11 protein-coding genes are annotated in these 14,234 nt (G+C 62.8%); 3 read left to right on the forward strand and 8 right to left on the reverse strand.

Translation table 11 applies throughout. From position 1 onward, the window contains the following. Positions 1-16: 16 nt before the first annotated feature. Positions 17-562 (forward strand): archease, encoded by a 546-nt coding sequence (locus tag FJY68_04940; GenBank protein MBM3331184.1) that lies wholly within the window; start codon positions 17-19, stop codon positions 560-562. Positions 563-575: 13 nt separating this feature from the next. Here the strand turns inward: FJY68_04940 and FJY68_04945 are convergent, their stop codons facing one another. Together FJY68_04945 and FJY68_04950 are read right to left on the reverse strand one after the other, a co-directional pair. Continuing rightward, a complete protein-coding gene (locus tag FJY68_04945; protein ID MBM3331185.1) occupies positions 576-1,742 on the reverse strand; it encodes an aminotransferase class V-fold PLP-dependent enzyme in 1,167 nt (388 codons plus the stop codon). Positions 1,743-1,748: 6 nt separating this feature from the next. Next, positions 1,749-2,300: a signal peptidase II gene (locus tag FJY68_04950; GenBank protein ID MBM3331186.1), complete on the reverse strand. Its 552-nt coding sequence runs from the start codon at positions 2,298-2,300 to the stop codon at positions 1,749-1,751. 207 nt (positions 2,301-2,507) lie between these two features. On the opposite strand from FJY68_04950, the gene FJY68_04955 reads away from it, so the two are divergent. Next, a complete protein-coding gene (locus FJY68_04955; protein MBM3331187.1) occupies positions 2,508-4,166 on the forward strand; it encodes an NAD(P)H-hydrate dehydratase in 1,659 nt (552 codons plus the stop codon). A gap of 6 nt (positions 4,167-4,172) precedes the next feature. After that, positions 4,173-5,624, forward strand: coding sequence for a hypothetical protein (locus tag FJY68_04960; GenBank protein ID MBM3331188.1), 1,452 nt, complete (start codon positions 4,173-4,175; stop codon positions 5,622-5,624). 261 nt (positions 5,625-5,885) lie between these two features. Here the strand turns inward: FJY68_04960 and FJY68_04965 are convergent, their stop codons facing one another. From FJY68_04965 to FJY68_04990, 6 genes are all read right to left on the reverse strand, one after another. Further along, on the reverse strand, positions 5,886-7,277 hold the full coding sequence (locus FJY68_04965) for a hypothetical protein (protein ID MBM3331189.1): 1,392 nt from the start codon (positions 7,275-7,277) through the stop codon (positions 5,886-5,888). A 244-nt stretch (positions 7,278-7,521) separates the two neighbouring features. After that, the gene (locus tag FJY68_04970) at positions 7,522-8,514 is read right to left on the reverse strand and encodes a hypothetical protein (GenBank protein ID MBM3331190.1); all 993 of its coding nucleotides are present in this window, start codon (positions 8,512-8,514) and stop codon (positions 7,522-7,524) included. A gap of 153 nt (positions 8,515-8,667) precedes the next feature. Further along, on the reverse strand, positions 8,668-9,813 hold the full coding sequence (locus FJY68_04975) for a hypothetical protein (protein ID MBM3331191.1): 1,146 nt from the start codon (positions 9,811-9,813) through the stop codon (positions 8,668-8,670). 477 nt (positions 9,814-10,290) lie between these two features. Next, complete coding sequence (locus FJY68_04980; GenBank protein MBM3331192.1) at positions 10,291-11,373, reverse strand: YncE family protein; 1,083 nt, start codon at positions 11,371-11,373, stop codon at positions 10,291-10,293. Positions 11,374-11,382: 9 nt separating this feature from the next. Then, positions 11,383-13,776, reverse strand: a complete 2,394-nt coding sequence (locus FJY68_04985) for a hypothetical protein (GenBank protein ID MBM3331193.1) — start codon at positions 13,774-13,776, stop codon at positions 11,383-11,385. 9 nt (positions 13,777-13,785) lie between these two features. Then, positions 13,786-14,234: hypothetical protein (locus FJY68_04990; protein MBM3331194.1), on the reverse strand; the 449-nt coding region annotated here is incomplete at its 5' end.

Here is a 14,234-nt window from a genome sequence, read left to right on the forward strand (position 1 = left end):
TTTCGCAGTTTGCAGTCTGCAGTTCCGAATTCGCACTTCTGCCTTCTCGATTCTGCATTCTGACTTCTGCCTTGATCCGCACACTCTATCCCTCTGTCCCTTTATCCCTGTCCGGCCCAAACCCTTGAGCCCCAGGACCCCCGAACCCCTGGCCTATCGCCTTCTAGAACACACTTCCGATATCAGAGTGGAGATCTACGGCACCGATCTCAAGGAGCTCTTCGCCAACGCGGCAACCTGCCTGTTTGATCTGACCCTGGATCGGAAGAAGGTGCGCGTGGTCCGCTCCGTCCCGGTCTCTCTGGAATCGGCTGACCTGCCGGAGCTATTCCTCGACTGGCTGCGCGAGCTCCTATTCCTCTTTTCCGCCCACTCGCTCGCTATTCGCCAGGTAGAGATCGCCTCCGTCGAGCCGACCAAGGTCCAGGCAACCGTCTTTGGCGAGGAATTCGACGCCGGGCGCCACGGTCTCAAGGTCGAAGTCAAGACACCGACCTATCACGAGTACCGGATCGACACGACCGACGAAGGCTACCAGGCCACAATTGTCCTTGACGTCTAGAAACTGGAAAGGGTCAGGCTCGCCGATTCCAGATCGGCGATATTGAACGGAGCCGGGCCACTACTTTGTCGAAAACCTCAATGGTGTAGTCTATCTCGGCCTCGGTGTTGCCCGGCCCGAACGACAGCCGCACCGGCGAGTTGGCGAAGAGCGGCGGAATGCCTATCGCCTTGATCGTCGGCGAAGGCTCGGCGCTCCCGGTCGAGCAGGCCGACCCGGACGCCACTGCCACACCCTCCATGTCGAGGTTCATCAGCAGAGCCTCACCCTCAACGTAGCCGACGCAGACGTGGCAGATGTTCGGCAGGCGTTTGTCGGGATGACCGTCCAGAATGAGCTCAGGAACGCGCGCCATTATCGCCTGCTCCAGCCGGTCGCGCAACTTGCGCTCGTGTTCGGCGTTCTGCTGCCATTCGGCCTTGAGGATCTCGCACGCCTTGCCGAGGCCAGCTATGCCGATGACGTTCTCGGTTCCGCCGCGCAGTCCCTTCTCCTGGTGGCCGCCGTGCACCAGCGGGTGGATCTTCGTACCCTCGCGGATATACAGCGCGCCCACGCCTTTCGGACCCTGCAGCTTGTGCGCGGAAATGGTCAGCAGGTCGACGCCCAACTCCTTGACATCGACCCTCATCTTGCCGGCCGCGGCCACCGCGTCGGTATGGCTGGTAACCCCGGCTTCGCGGCAAATCCGGGCAATCTCGGCAACCGGCTCGATCGTCCCGATCTCGTTGTTGGCGAGCATCACCGAGACCAGCGCCGTCTCCGGCGTCAAAGCCTGCTTCGCCGCGTCCGGGTCAACTAGACCATAGCGGTCAACCGGCAGGTACGTCGCCCGGAATCCCACCGACTCGAGATACCGACAACTCTCCAGTACCGCACTGTGCTCAATGGCACTGCAGACAACGTGTTTTCCGTGGTCTGCCCGAGCGAAAGCCGTGCCTTTCACGGCCCAGTTATCCGCCTCGCTGCCTCCGCCTGTGAAGAAGATCTCTTCGGGACTGGCCCCCAGAAACGTGGCGACCTGCTCCCGCGCTTCCGCCATAGTCTCCGCGCACTCCCGGCCGAAGCTGTGTATGTTGGACGGATTACCGAAGACTTCATGCAGGTACGGTTCCATCGCCGCTGCGACGCGTGGGTCGACCGGCGTGGTCGAGTTGTTGTCGAGGTATACCCTGGTCATGGCCGGCTACTCTCCTTCTGCCGCTGCGGCTGCGACTCGCGACGGAACTGGCAGCTTCGCGGACTTGGGCCGCAACAGCTCGCGTCCCAGCAGCACGGCAGCTCCGATGAACACGAACGCATCGGCGAGATTGAACACGGCCCAGGGGATGACGGAAACCCGGTTGAACAGAACCAGCGGGTGGCCGGGTATGTCAAAGAGCAGGAAGTCTATCACGTAGCTCAGTCCGGCCCGGTCAATCACGTTGCCTAGCGCCCCGCTCAGAATCAGGCCAAACGCAGTTGCCGACCACCGGTCATGAGCGCGAAGGCCGAACCAGGCCACGAGCGCGGCCGCCGACAGGGGCAGCACGAAGTACATGAACGGCGGCCCGTAGTTGAGGCTGAAGAGACCATGCGGGTTCATGGCGTACGTTACCCTCAGCACTTCTCCAATCAGACCGTACTCGCGGCCGTCACGGAATGCGCCGCTGGTGAACAACCCATGCACGATGAGCTTGGGAATCCGGTCCGCTACCAGACCGAGAATCGCGGCCCAGATGAAGAACTTGCGGCTCATCACCAAAGCCTATCTCTGCCTGAGCGGAGAGTCAAGGAACGGGCCCCAAACACGAAACTCGAAGTCCGAATGACGATTGAATGACGAAACCCGAAGCCCGAATTCGAGCTTCAGGTCATTCGAGTTTCACTCGTCATTCGAGTTTCGTTATTCGGACTTTCCACTCGGTTGACACCCTCCAGCACGGTTCTATAATCACTCACCGTCATGCAGCACCTAGTCACCGCGGCCCAGATGCAGGAACTGGACCGCCGCACCATTGCTGAGTACGGAATCCCGGGCCTGACTCTGATGGAGAACGCCGGCCGGGGCGTTGTTGAGTCCATGGAGAAACATCTTGGCACCATTGCCGGAACCCGGCCGCTGGTTGTCTGCGGCAAAGGCAACAACGGCGGCGATGGATTTGTGGTCGCCCGGCTGCTGCTGGCAAAGAACGCGAAGCCGGACTGCGTCCTGCTCGGACGGGCCGCCGACATCACCGGCGACGCACTCTTCAACTACAGACTGCTCGCCGAATCGGGCCTCAACGTTCACGAAGCATCGTCTGGCGCCGACATCGAGCCACTGTTCCAGAACCGGAAGCTCATTGTCGATGCGGTATTCGGCACCGGGCTGACCCGCGCTCCGTCTGGGCTTGCCGCCGACGCAATCCCGCTCATCAACAACTCCCGCGCATACGTCGTCGCCGTCGACCTCCCCTCCGGACTCCGGTCCGATACCGGCGTGCCGTACGACCCGTGCGTTCGAGCCGACCTGACCGTCACCATGGCGTGGCCCAAGCTTGGGCTCTGGCTGTACCCGGGGCGGACGCTGGCTGGAAAGGTCGAAGTCGTGGACATCGGAATGCCGGGGACGAAGAACCAGGGACCGGTGCCCAAGGACGAAGCACCGGCCTTCCTGCTCGATGCCGATCATGTCCGCTCGATTCTGCCCCGCCGCAGGCCGGACGGCAACAAGGGAACATTCGGTCGGGCGCTCTTGATCGTCGGTTCGCGAAGCTACTCCGGCGCTGCCATCCTTGCCGGAAGAACCGCGGTTAGATCCGGGTGCGGAATCGTCCAACTGGCCGTACCGGAGGGAATCATCGACGTTGTGGCCTCCAGTGTGGTCGAGGCGGTCAAGTCTTCGCAACCTCAGACCGCAGACGCCACGCTATCTCCGGCCGCGCTTGAATCACTACTGGACATGAGCACCGAAGCACAGGCAATCGCCATCGGTCCCGGCATCGGAACTGACCGGCGTACCCAGAAGCTGGAACTCGACTTCCTGGCCGAGGTCGAGAAGCCGACGGTAGTTGACGCCGACGGTCTCAACAACCTCGTGGGTCGCCTGGACCTGCTGCCACGTATCAAGCCGCCAATGGTCCTTACCCCTCACCCCGGTGAGTTCGCGCGCCTGACCGGGATCAAGCCCGCGGACGCCAACGCCGACCGCGTCGGCCTGTCCCGCAAGTTCGCAGTCGAGCACAAAGTCGTGCTCGTGCTCAAAGGCGCCTCGACCGTGGTCGCGGCTCCGGACGGGCGGGTCTTCGTCAACCCGACCGGCAACTCCGGCCTGGCCACAGGAGGCACGGGTGACGTCCTGACCGGTCTCATTGTCGGCCTTATGGCACAGGGCATGTCCCCGCTCGAAGCGTCCTGCGCCGGCGTCTTTCTCCACGGTCTTGCCGCTGATATCGCTGCGCAATCACTCACCGAGTACTGCCTCACGGCCGGCGACCTGCCCGACTTTCTGCCGAAGGCGTATGCAGCCGTACTGAGAGATGGATCCGAGGGCTCAAGGGCTGGACTCAACGGCCCCTGTCTGACAGAGCAGGAGTTCCGGTCTATACCGCACCCAGGGACCCCAGGACCTCTGTACCCGTAGTCCTCTATGCTGCCCCTACTTCTCTTCTCCCTCCTCTCTATGTACCGTTCGGAGAACTGGCAGGTCTTTCCATCAATGGACGAAATCCGCTGCATCTCGAGCACCGGATCGGAAGTATACGTGGCGGTACCGGCCGGCGTCTGCGTCCTCGGCCGCCCCCGCTACGGCCTTGTTCGAACCCTGAACTCGGCTGATGGCATAGCGGGCGAAGTCCAGCTCTGCGCCCACAACCCTTCGCGCGGCGACGTCTTCATCACTACCGATGAGCACATCTATCGCTTCATCCCATCCACGGCCAGGGTCGAAGAACTCGCCGCGCCTTTCAAGACAGTTTCGTCCATCGGCATCGCCGACAGCGGTGCCTTCTTCGAAACCGATGCCGGGCTCTTCTTCCGTGCCCGCAGCGCCGTCGAATTCGCGGCCACGGCCGAGTTGCCACCCGACTTGCTCTGGTATGGCGGAAGAGACACAATCGAGCCGCGTGACTTCCCGTTCCTCTCCCCCTACTTCGTCATGGACGAACAACTCCTCAACCATCCGGTTACCCTCGTACGACCAGACAAAGGCAACAAGCGCCTTTTTGCCGCGGCTCAGGGTTACGGTATTCTCGTCTACAACCTCCGCACCGGATTCAGCGAGTCGCACATCCGCTTCGGCCCGTCCCGGACCGCGGTCCGGCGCATCGCCCGGCTCGACAACCGGCTCTGGCTGGTCGGCGGCGAGACCGCGGTCGCGCTTGACTCAGCCGGCAACTGGAACTACTTCCTGACTCGGCCCGGCGACCTCTCGACCGGTGGGTTCCGGCTCCTGTTCGGCAACGTCACCAACCTCGATCGGAGCGAAGGCCTGAGTGCCTTGCTCGCCGACTCGGCCGGCCTGCTGCTCGGCACCAACTACGGCATCTACTCCCTCGGCTCGGACAACAAGCTGGCACAACTGCTCAGCCTTCCCCGGCGGGTCAGCGGCCTGCTGAGGATAGGCGACTCCCTCCTGTTTGGCACCGAGCAGGGCCTGTTCCTTGCGACCGGGGACAGCGTCGTCGGATACGGCGACCCGTACGGTGAGACCGACTGGGGCGTCTTCGACATCACGCGGGCGGCCAATGGCACCGCCTATTTCGGCACGCTCGGCGGCGTCGTCTCGCGCACCGCTGACGGCCGCTGGTTCCGCTACGTCCCGCCCGGCTTCGACCTGAAGCAGCCGGTGTCCGCACTCGCCGCTGCCGGCACCCGCGTCTTCATGGCCACCCCGTCACTCCCCAACCCCTCGCCCTTCGCCACTCGCCCCTCCTCCGCAATCACCGTCCTCGACACGAAGGACAACTCCTGGACCACGATTGACGCAACCCGTGGCCTTCCCGTCTCGGAAATCAACTCCCTCTACGCCGACGACCGCTACCTGTGGATTGCCTCGCCCCGCGTGGTCGTCCGGTTGGACTACACCCGGGAACTACGCTAGCCGGCCCGCACCGACCGCTGCCTGCGGCCTTCTCCTCTACCTCGCAGCAATGACCCCGGTGACGCTTGCTTCATCCCTCATCACGCTCGGCGCCCCTTGCGCGAAGTACTCGTCGGGCGCCAGCGTCCACGCGTCATTCGCGCCTGACTGCAGGTCCATCGCCTTCCGCCCACTGATGTCAATCAGGGCGCTTGTGCTTGGGCTTGCGCTTCCCGGCAGGAATAGCACGCCGCGGCCGACGGAACACCGAAAGCCGTTGCTCTACCTTGTCTTCACCGTCCGCTGCGACTCTCCGCTAGCGTCGTGCCTGATGAAGTACACTCCCGGTGCCAGCCCGACTCCCACCCGTTTGCCGCAGCAGGTTTCGACCAGGTTCCCGGCCGCGTCGAACAGGCCGAACTTCTCCGACTCCATCCCGACAACTCGAGCGGAATAGGCAAACGGAGAGGGCACGACCTGCAGGTTGTTCTCGTGCGCCCGGGGTGCCACGGGAGGGGCATCCACGGCCAGGCTGCCATTGGCGTCGGTCTTGATCATGTACAGGTCGTAGCCGCCCGCACCGTAGGAATTGGTGAACCCCATGACCGCGAAGCCGAGGTCGGGCGTCTCAATCACGACGGCTCCCAGGTCGGAACCCGCCCCCCCGAATGTCCTGGTCCAGAGGGTGTCACCGGACGAGTTGGTCCGCAGCAGCCAGACATCCTCGCCGCCGGCGCCGAAAGATCGGGTCTGACCGGTGAAAATGAAACCGCCGTCCGCGGTCGTATCAACGCCGTAGACCTCGTCATAGTCGGCGCCGCCATAGGTTCGGGTCCAGAGCGTGTCGCCGTTCGAGTCCAGCCGCAGCAGCCAGGCGTCGGATTGGCCGGCGCCGCGGCTCTGCGTGGACGCCGCCATGATGTACCCGCCGTCCGAGGTCAGGATGACCTGTGCTCCATCATCCCGGTTCGCCCCTCCGTAGGTCTTGGTCCAGATCGGATTGCCCAGGGAATCTGCCTTCACGGCGTATATGTCTGAGCCTCCCGACCCGAAAGTCGAGGTGGAACCGCCGATGGCGAAGCCCTGGTCCGGAGTTGGCAGAGCGTACCCGAGTTCCAGGTCGGACCCGCCATAGGTCCGCGTCCACTGCGTGTCGCCCGAAACGTCGGTCTTGATCAGGTAGATGTCCCCGGAGCCGGCGCCGAAGGCCGCGGTCATGCCGCTGACAATGTAGCCGCCGTCCGCGGTCTGCACCGCCACGTACCCCCGCGAATCGTTCGCGCCCGGGTACTTCCGGGTCCACTGCGTGTCCCCGGCCGCATTTGTCTTGATAAGCCAGATGTCGCCGCTGGTGGTGACGAGCGCGGCCCCGCAGATGATGTAGCCGCCGTCGGACGTCGACTCAACGACCTCGCCACGTTCGTCAAGCCCGGTGCCGTAGGTGCGGGTCCAGAGCGTGTCGCCGCCGGAGTTCAGCCGCAGCAGCCAGTAGTCGTAGTCGCCCGCCCCGAAAGACCGCGTCCTCGCCGCCACCACGTAGCCGCTGTCCGCGGTCTGCAACAAGTATCCCCCGTACTCGTCGGCGCCTCCCCCGTAGGTCTTCGTCCAACGTTCCACGGCGGTCGCGCCGGCCGCCAGCAGCAACACGGCCATTAACACACGAACGTATCTCATCCGCAATCCTCCCTTTCATTCCGGGCCTCTGGGCAGTTCTCCTCCCCGTCCTCCGCCACGCCCTGTTGGCGTCAATACTCCGGTAAATCGGGTCTCGTGTCAATTCCGCCCCGGCCGCTGGCGGGGGACGCGCCCTTTGCCACAAGCCGATCCCTCTCGATCGGTTGGTTGAGGGCTCTCTCAGAATATAAGGAACTGCCCGCGTTTCCGCGGGCAGCCTCCTGTCGACGGGTACGGAGCAGGCCTATTCGGTCAGGACGACCTTGGTGACGCCTGACGCGCGATTGGCGACGCCCGTTTCCGGACGCAGGAAGTACACTCCCGGCTTCGGGTTCGCCACCCTCCGCCCCATGGCGTCGAAGAGGACCTTGGACGATAGACTCTGGGCTCTCGACGCCGACATGATTGACGGCCCACGGTTCGGCGCTCGGACTTCGGCGTTCGGCGTTTCCGCGACCCCGCCGGAACTACTGTGGACCATGACCATGATGTCATCAGCCGCCGTGAAGTTCGCACTCGTGTCACCTTCCATGCTGTGCGTCATCGCGGCCATGCCCACATCCTTGGTCAACCAGTAGTACCGTCGTGTAACCGAGGTATCGACGCCGACCGGTACGCCACTAACGTAAGTTGTCGTGATCACGATTCCGACCCAGTTCTGCCGCAGGCAATCGTAGCTGCCGGCCGGGGTCACGACCGTGCCCCAGGCGTCTATCGTACAGCGCCGCGAGGTCGCGACAACGTGAATCGTGTCGGCCGCCGTATCGGTAGTGTTGAAATCGGTCTGCCACGAACTATTGTAGGTGGCGGGGAAATCAACGTTGATCGCCGGCGGAACGTTCACCCGCACCATCGAACCGCCGCCGAAATCGGCGGCGAATCCGCACTCCAGCAGGCTTCCCGTGTCGAGCTTGTTAAACACGTACAGCGTGTACGTCCCCCGCGGCTCCCGCGTGGCGATGTTCGCGTCCGGGAAGCGGGCGGCGAACGGCGTGCTCTCCTTGCTCACGTAAGTCATGGTAAGCACGTACCCGACGTAGGATGAGGTGTCGAACGTCCAGGTGTGCGGGCCGCCCGGCGAGCCGTTGTCCACGGTATCGTCGTGCGCCAGGTACTTGTACTTGCTGGAATCGCCGATGGTCTGGGGAACGTCACCGGCTGTGATCGTTATCTGGGCGCTGGCCACTCCCGCGAGCAGGCAGCACCCGACGGCAAGAACCAAACGTACTGCTGACATCGGACCTCCTTTGGCTGGATTTTCTTCATACGGCTCTACGTGTCAAGCGTGGCGCGTCCGGCGGTCAAAAGGGCCCGCGGCGGATGGGTGCCGCCCCGGTCTGATTTCGCTCAAGTCCTGCTGCGTGTTCTCTGCTGCCGCTCCCCTCTTGCCCTAGTTTGTCACTATGACCTTGGTCGGACGCGGTGAGCTTGACGCACTGCGGTTCACGCCGGACTTCACTCGCACAAAGTAGACACCGGGCTTGGGGTTCGTTGCCCTGCGCCCCACGGCATCATAAAGGACGCTCGACGCAAGAAGCCTGAGGCTGGACGTACCGGACAGAACCGTCGGGCCAGCATTCGGCGTTCGGAGTTCGGCGTTCGGCGTTTCCTCGACTCCCAGTCCGGTCGTGTACCAGATGTCGTTGTGGTTCGTGCCGTCGTACCCGCCGCAGAGCCACAGTTTCCCGTCATAGTCCGTCAGCGGGAACCGGTAACGGGCGGACCAGGGCGCGGTCGCTGCCGCCTGGGTCCAGTTGACGCCGTCGGTTGAGTACCACGCATCGTTCAACATGGTGTTGAAGTTGTACCCGCCGATGAGCCAGAGCTTGCCGTCGAAGGCCACGGTTGCATGGGCGTTGCGACCCAGCCAGGGCGCGGACGCGGTTGCCTGAGTCCAGTTCGTGCCGTCGGCCGTGTACCAGACATCGGTCAGATACTCGCCGCCGCTGATGACCCAGAGTTTGTTGTCGAAGACAACCGGTGCCGGATACCGGCGAGCCGACCACGGCGCTGCCGCAGTCACCTGGCCCCACGTCGTACCGTCGGTCGATGACCAGATGTCATTCAGGTCGGTAGGCCCCGTGGTCTGGCCACCCATGACCCACAGCTTGTTGTCGAACGCCGCTCTGCCGTACCAGCGCCTCCAGGTCCACGGTGTGGAGTCGGCGGCCTTTGTCCAGGTCGTGCCGTCGGACGAGTACCAGACGTCGGTCAACTCGCTGCCGGCATTGGTGCCGCCGATGACCCAGAGCTTGCCGTTCAGCACCAGCACCTTGTGTGGCGCGCGACCCGGAAACGCCGAGTCGGCAGCGCACGTCCACGCCGCCCCGTCGGTCGAATACCATACGTCAGGGTCACCCAGGTGCCCATGCTGCATGTCCTGCCCGCCGATAACCCAGAGCTTGCCGCCAAAGGCGGCTGCCCCGAGGTCGCCCCGCGGTGACCAGCCGGCGGAATCGGTCGCCTCGGTCCACGTCATCTGGGCAATCGCCGTGCTCAACAGCACGGCCAGTGTCACAAACACGGTTCTTTTCATCCTGCCTCCTGATTCTGTTGCAGCCACCTCTACGTTCGCCGTGCGCCACTCGATTCCGCCCCGTGCGCTGAGGAGTCTGTCAGACGACAGCAGCACACGCCCGGGCGCAGGTCAGTCACCCGCATCCGGACGAGATCCCTACTTGGATTGTCTGCTGGCAAACGGAACAATCAGGCCGCTTTTCACCCGCCCGCGGTTTCGGCGGCGCCCGGCGGGAGGTCTTTCCGACCGCGGGTCTCCGGCGCGCACACGGCCCTTTTGTGCGGATGCCCATTGCGGGCACCCTGTGATTCAAGACTCCTCCTTACTGCGACCACATCCGGTTCTCCACCAAAGCGAACCGGGCAGGCGGAACTGCGGAAGGCACTCCTTCCGACCCCCTATTCGGCGTTATGTTAGCGCTGTAGAGACATCGCTGTCAAGTTATGCCGGGGCCATCCCTGCCGCGCCGGGCCGGCGCAGACTGCTGGCTACCGACTATCGCGTTACTACGATCTTGTAACAGCTTGCGGCTGACAGCTCACGGCTTTCGGCCCGGACGAAGTAGACACCGGGTACAATCGCCCGCACGTCATTCGCGCCGGGCTTCAGGTCCAGCACCTTCCGGCCGGTCGCGTCCATCAAGCTTGTGGCTTGAGGCTTGTGGCTGGCAGCTCCCGGCAGGAACAGCACCCCGCGGATGACTGTCGGTGCCGCGTTCATCGTTCCACGCTCATCGTCCATCGTTTCCTCAATCCCGCCGCCCGAATCGCGCAGGACTGAGATCGTGGAATTCCCCTCATTGGAGACATAGACCCGGTTCTGCACCGGGTTGTAGCAGACGTCCCAGGGCCCGTCGTTGTCGGGGATGTAGCGCAACAGCGAATCGCCTGCCGCGTCGATGACGGCCACATCGTAGGCGTTGCTCGCGCAGTACACCTTGTCGTTCAACGAATCGTAGCAGAGACGGCGCGCGGTAAACCCCTCAATGCGCGCAACGACCTGGTTCGACCCGCCGTCTACGACGGTAACGCCGTTGTGGGCTGAGCCAACGTACACCTTGTTGCGCCTTGGGCTGTAGCAGAGTGACGCCGAGAACACCCCGGCACTATCGATGGCTATGACATCGTCGGTTGTACCGTCGATGACCATCACGTTGCAGCCATAGTAATCTCCGCAGTACACCTTGTTCGCCTGAGGGTTGTAGCAGATGGCTCCGGCATTGGGTGTGAGCAGGTGTTTGAGGTCCCGTCCGGTCGCGCCGTCCAGCACAAAGGTGCGGCTGCCGTATTCGCCGCCAAGCCAGTAGACCTTGTTGACTTGCGGGGCGTAGCACGCGGGGTAGTCCCTTAGACTCCGGGTAGGAGTACGTGCTATCAACCGGTCTGAAAAGCCGTCCACGATCGCGACGCCGCTATCGCAGCCGATGAAGAGGAAGTTGTTGCCCGTATTGTAGACCATGGTACCCGGTATCCCGAGTGCCGATAGCGAATCAGGCAGGACTATGGTCTTCTCGACCCACTGGCCGGGAGCAACCGAAACGATGCAGGCAATGAACAGAAGAACAGCAACCAGTTTCACGTCTCCCTCCTACCTTGTGATAACGATCTTGCGGACCGCTTGCGGCTTGGGGCTTGGAGCTTGCGGCTCCTCGCGAACAAAGTAGACTCCGGGAGCCAGCGCCCGCACGTCATTCGCGCCCGGATGAAGATCCAGCACCCTCCGGCCGGTCGCATCCATCAAGCTTGCGGCCTGAGGCTTGCGGCTTGAAGCTCCATCCAGGAACAGCACCCCACGAACAACGGTGGGCGTGGTTCGGATCTGCTGGAACGCCGACCCGCCGTCGATGCCGGCGAGCGAGGTGTCACGGACCACAAGGATCGCCTGCCCATTCTGATCGACCACGTACATCTTGCGGTATCGAGAAACCCACGTGATGTCTCCCGGCGACTGGCCAGCTTCAAGGAGGCCAAGGAACCGATTGGCGCGACCATCAACGAGCGATATACAACCGTACTCCGGGCTCGTCACCCACATGCGGTTCGCGACCGAGTCGAAAGACATGTCGTTCGGCCTGGCAGCAAGCCGAATCCTGGCATCGATGCTCATGTCCCGGCAGTCTATCACTGCGAGTTCGTCAGAGCCCGCCAGAAGGCAGTAGAGCTTATTGGCGGCGCGGTCCAGTCGAAACTGCGATACACCGCCCAATGGAATGGTCTGGACCAGTTGTCTTGCCTTGCCGTCGACCACGACAAGGTTCGCGCCCGGCGCCTCGCAGACGACGACGTCCCTAGACGGAACGTAGCACATATCCATCGGGCCGCCGTAATAGCCGGAGCCGATAGAGACGACTCCGATCACCGAATCAGTCGCGCAGTCGATCGCGCTGACGTACAACGAATCGGCGCGGAATTCCGACACACAATAGACTCGGTTCGAGTCCGGGTTACAGGCCAGGGCGCATGGGTCTTGCCTGACCCACACTTCGCGGACGATGCTGTCGCCCGCGCAATCGATCACGACCACGGTCGACTCGCCCAGGTTGCCGGCCCAGTAGATGCGATCCATCACCGGATTGTAGACGATGGCGGGCGTGGCATCGAAGTACAACGGCAGCGCTGCCACAAGGCTGTCGGACGAGCAATCGACAGCCAGCAGCGCGGAACCGTTGCCCTGCCACGCGCCATAGTAGAGCTTATTCGAGCCCGAACTGTAGACGGGTGAGCGCAGTCTCGACGCCGGGGTGAAGATCCTCCCCTGCAAGCTGTCCGTTGAGCAGTTGATGACGGCAATCAGCCCGCTCTCGTCGTCGCTTACATAGAGCTTGTCATAAGGCTCGACGTAGCATCCCAGTCGCGGCCGGGCGTTCATCTGGATGGCTGATACAACGTCCAGGCCTGCTGCGTCTACCACGTAGACATCCTCTGAAGACCTACCGACGAGGTAGAGACGGTTCTGCTGCGGGTCGTAGCAGGCCGGGTCTGGCTCATACGCATCGCCATGGAATTCGACCCATCCTATTATGGAATCGCCGCTGCAAGATATGGCTGGGATGGAATTGTAGTAATCGGAGAAGCAGAAGACACGGTTGTCGACCGAATCGAAAATGAAGAACATCGGATCGTAGTCGACCGGGCCGAGCGAGGCGAGAATTGTGTCGGTGTAGCAGTCGATGATGTGGATATAGCCGTAACCGTCACCGCAGTAGAGCTTGTTCGAAACCGGACTGTAACCCAAGGCGACCGGGTGTTCCTGTATGCCGATCAGTCTCAGCAGCGTGTCTGGGCCGGCGTCAAAGACCGCAACCTCGTCATCAGAGGAAGCGGTGCAGTACAGCTTGTTGCCAACCGGGCTATAGGCCAGAGACGTCGGATAGTCGCCGACGTCCAGGTACTTGAGCAGGCTGTCGCCGGCGCCGTCTATCACGGCAACCGTGCCCTCGTCATCGGACGGAACGTAGACCTTGTTTCCGACCGGATTGCAGCAGACCGTGCCGAAGTCGTAGTCAGTGCGGCCCACCCAGATGCGGGCAAGGACCGAATCGGTGCTACAATCGACCACGACTACCGTATCGCGCCTGGAACCCGTGAGGCAGTACACCTTGTTCGCCGCCGGGTTGTAGCCGAGCCGGGTCGGGTTGCTGCCGACGTGTAGCCGGGCGAGAACCTGGTGCGTCATCGGATCGATGACTGACAGCGACTCGCGACCGGACATATACACCTTGTTGTCATGCGAGTCGAAGGCCATGAACAACGGCTCGTCCAGGTCTATCCGCGCCACCCGGGCGTTGGTCGCAGCGTCGACGACAATGACGCCATCGTCTTCGTCCGCGACGTACACGCAATTGCTGCCTGGTACATAGTAGATGGCCTGCGGCCATATGCTGCCGAACGAGTCCGACAGCCCGATGGTCTTCTCCAGCCACTGACCGCCGGCCGCTGACAGGCAGCAGCAGACGGCCACCAACGTGCAGTCAATTCTCATAGGACCTCCCTACCTTGTGACAACGACCTTGGTGACGGAAGACGCATCACGCCCTACGCCAGACGCCCGACGCAGGAAAAACACCCCCGGCGCCAGCGCCCGCACGTCATTCGCGCCAGGCTTCAGATCCAGCACCTTGCGGCCGGTCGCGTCCATCAAGCTTGTGGCTTGGGGCTTCCGGCTTGCAGCTCCCGGCAGGAACAGCACCCCACGGATGACTGTCGGTGCCGCGTTCATCGTTCCACGTTCATCGTCCATCGTTTCCTCAATCCCCCCGCCTGAATCGCGCAGAACCGAGATCGTGGAATTCCCCTCATTGGAGACATAGACTCGGTTCTGCACCGGGTTGTAGCAGACGTCCCAGGGCCCGTCGTTGTCGGGGATGTAGCGCAACAGCGAATCGCCTGCCGCGTCGATGACGGCCACATCGTAGGCGTTGCTCGCGCAGTACACCTTGT

The organism is candidate division WOR-3 bacterium (genome assembly GCA_016867815.1).
In the GTDB taxonomy this organism is placed as follows: domain Bacteria; phylum Hydrothermota; class Tepidihabitantia; order Tepidihabitantales; family Tepidihabitantaceae; genus UBA2258.

What these genes read in the sequence shown, in the direction of transcription:
- FJY68_04945 (MBM3331185.1), bottom strand. Translation starts at nt 1,742, where the DNA reads ATGACCAGGGTATACCTCGACAACAACTCGACCACGCCGGTCGACCCA.
- FJY68_04950 (MBM3331186.1), bottom strand. Translation starts at nt 2,300, where the DNA reads ATGAGCCGCAAGTTCTTCATCTGGGCCGCGATTCTCGGTCTGGTAGCG.
- FJY68_04955 (MBM3331187.1), top strand. Translation starts at nt 2,508, where the DNA reads ATGCAGCACCTAGTCACCGCGGCCCAGATGCAGGAACTGGACCGCCGC.
- FJY68_04960 (MBM3331188.1), top strand. Translation starts at nt 4,173, where the DNA reads ATGCTGCCCCTACTTCTCTTCTCCCTCCTCTCTATGTACCGTTCGGAG.
- FJY68_04965 (MBM3331189.1), bottom strand. Translation starts at nt 7,277, where the DNA reads ATGAGATACGTTCGTGTGTTAATGGCCGTGTTGCTGCTGGCGGCCGGC.
- FJY68_04970 (MBM3331190.1), bottom strand. Translation starts at nt 8,514, where the DNA reads ATGTCAGCAGTACGTTTGGTTCTTGCCGTCGGGTGCTGCCTGCTCGCG.
- FJY68_04975 (MBM3331191.1), bottom strand. Translation starts at nt 9,813, where the DNA reads ATGAAAAGAACCGTGTTTGTGACACTGGCCGTGCTGTTGAGCACGGCG.
- FJY68_04985 (MBM3331193.1), bottom strand. Translation starts at nt 13,776, where the DNA reads ATGAGAATTGACTGCACGTTGGTGGCCGTCTGCTGCTGCCTGTCAGCG.